This is a genomic window from Treponema sp. R80B11-R83G3 (assembly GCF_054786115.1).
In genome coordinates, this window is sequence record NZ_BDHF01000168.1 from 1 (window position 1) to 2,096 (window position 2,096).

General features: G+C 34.5%; 3 protein-coding genes. 1 reads left to right on the plus strand and 2 read right to left on the minus strand.

Annotated elements, in window-relative coordinates:
• Positions 1-317 precede the first annotated feature (317 nt).
• Both ACYVRH_RS12110 and ACYVRH_RS12115 read right to left on the minus strand, forming a co-directional pair.
• Complete coding sequence (locus ACYVRH_RS12110; protein WP_461257162.1) at positions 318-1,082, minus strand: CsgG/HfaB family protein; 765 nt, start codon at positions 1,080-1,082, stop codon at positions 318-320.
• Between the two features lie 116 nt (positions 1,083-1,198).
• Positions 1,199-1,390: a hypothetical protein gene (locus tag ACYVRH_RS12115; RefSeq protein ID WP_461257163.1), complete on the minus strand. Its 192-nt coding sequence runs from the start codon at positions 1,388-1,390 to the stop codon at positions 1,199-1,201.
• 157 nt (positions 1,391-1,547) lie between these two features.
• Here ACYVRH_RS12115 and ACYVRH_RS12120 point away from each other — a divergent pair, with 157 nt between their 5' ends.
• Entirely contained in the window at positions 1,548-1,958 is a 411-nt protein-coding gene (locus ACYVRH_RS12120) for a helix-turn-helix domain-containing protein (protein ID WP_461257164.1), read from the plus strand.
• Positions 1,959-2,096: the final 138 nt, after the last annotated feature.

Here is a 2,096-nt window from a genome sequence, read left to right on the forward strand (position 1 = left end):
AAAGAAAATCATAAAAATCTGGGAAGATAATCCTTGGCATCATTTATATTTTCAACTTGATGCCGCCTTTCAATGCTTGTAATTCTCTAATCCGTTAAAATATAGAGAATTTTCATACGGATTCAGGATTTAATCCTAGAAGACTAAACCCAAAAAAGGCAAACCCAATAACCGTTAATTTTTTCATAAAACCCTCCAAAGTTTTATAGAATATAATTTATTCCTGCTTAATATTTGTAGGAAATATCTACAAAACTAATGCGAAACTTGCGCATACCAGCCTGTTAAGCGCCAGTTGAGTTTTCCCCAATTATTTTTTACAATCTTTCCGATGATACGCCTACAACTTGTGCCGTTTGCGTATCCAATGCCCTTAAACGCAATCTGCGCAGATTACCTTCCCCATCGACCCTGCCAGTTACGATTATATTTGCTCCGGCAAATTTCCCAATAGAAACGGCTGTTGCATCGTCAACTTCGCCGCTCAATTGAAAATTTTGTTCCCGTCTTAATCTGTCTAATTGACTTCTGTCAATTATTGTAAAACCGTCATTCACCCAAATATATTCAAGTTCACCTGCAATATAATCAGTTGTGCTTCTATCTTGGGCTGTTATATACACAATAGCAATCTTTGATCTTTGAGGAACATTTTTTAATGTTTGTTCAGCTGCTCTAGCCAATGCTCCTTCAACACCTGTTGCGACTGTGGTTCTGCTAACACCACCAAGTAATACAACTTTTCCAATGGCTTTATATTCATTTATGTTGTTCTGTCTAGTGGCATACCGTACAGGCTGAAACGTTATATCATAAACATCAATATTTCCATTATATTCTTTTTTTGCGACCTCCAATAATGCAGTATAAGCGGCATGATCAACATTACGTTTCCAAGATTTACTAGCACCTGGGTATGTTCCAGGCATAAATACAAACATTGTTTCAAAATTTGTTTGCACTGTTCCTAAAACTTCTGTATTGGATGATCCAGACAAAGGTCTGTATACATCATTGAGTGAAGCACAAGAACACAGAATCCCTAAAACCAACAAGCCTAAGATTTTAAACAAATTTTTCATAAAACCCTCCAAAGTTTTATTGAATATAATTTATTCCTGTCCAATATTTACAGGCAATATTAATTTAAATACATTTCGGAACTGGCGTTTAACATCCAACATATTCTCTATTTCCGTCATTTATCCCTTCTCATAAAAATAGTTTTCTTTTCTAATTCAGAACTTTTTTTCCCCGAAATCGGATAAACCGGCTGATGTTCAACCATAAACAAAACTTGAGTCAGCTTGTGAATATAGTTCACACTGTTAGTGTTCAGCTTTTTCACCCCCGATGAAAAATCATTGATTCGTCGTTCTGCTTTGTTCATACTTCCCCATTAATTGCGTTTTTTGGAATATAACGCTGACTTTCATAAAAATCTCTAAGAAATAATGTATATACTATAAGAGATTATGTCAATAACTAATTCAAAGAAATAATCAATACTTGCTAGGTAGAGTAAAGTTTTGTTATTATTCTATATAATGAAGAAATGCTCGGAAAAATTTGTTAATATATCCATAAATCAACGAATTGTTTTTCTTCGCCATAACTTAAAATTAACTCAAAAAGATTTTGCCAAAAAAGTTTGTATTTCTACTTCATTTCAAGCTTCCATAGAAACCGAACAAAAAAGAGTCCTAGACAGGCACATCAAGCTCATAGTTTCCGCTTTTGGTGTAAACGAAGCCTGGCTGCGAACCGGGGAAGGGGAAATGTTTGAAAAAGACATTACCCCCGACTACAAAATCACCGAAACCGTGGAAATTTTTAAACAATTAAACCCGTTTTTTCAGGATTTTATCCTTCAACAGCTACATAAATTACTGGAATATGAAAAAACATCGAAAAAAGAGGCAAAAAAACAGCATCCCCCGGATAAAAAAAGCAATTAATGCCTGTTTTTACATTACAAAATTGTTTTTTGTACACATTGAAGGTTTATAAAGGTGTAAAAACTCAACTGATCTCCTGTGTAACCTGACCGACTGCACAGAATAGTGGTAGGTATTATTCTTCTCCATTTTTAGCAG

Coding starts and splice junctions, on each gene's coding strand:
- ACYVRH_RS12110 (WP_461257162.1), bottom strand. CDS start 1,082: ATGAAAAATTTGTTTAAAATCTTAGGCTTGTTGGTTTTAGGGATTCTG.
- ACYVRH_RS12115 (WP_461257163.1), bottom strand. CDS start 1,390: ATGAACAAAGCAGAACGACGAATCAATGATTTTTCATCGGGGGTGAAA.
- ACYVRH_RS12120 (WP_461257164.1), top strand. CDS start 1,548: ATGAAGAAATGCTCGGAAAAATTTGTTAATATATCCATAAATCAACGA.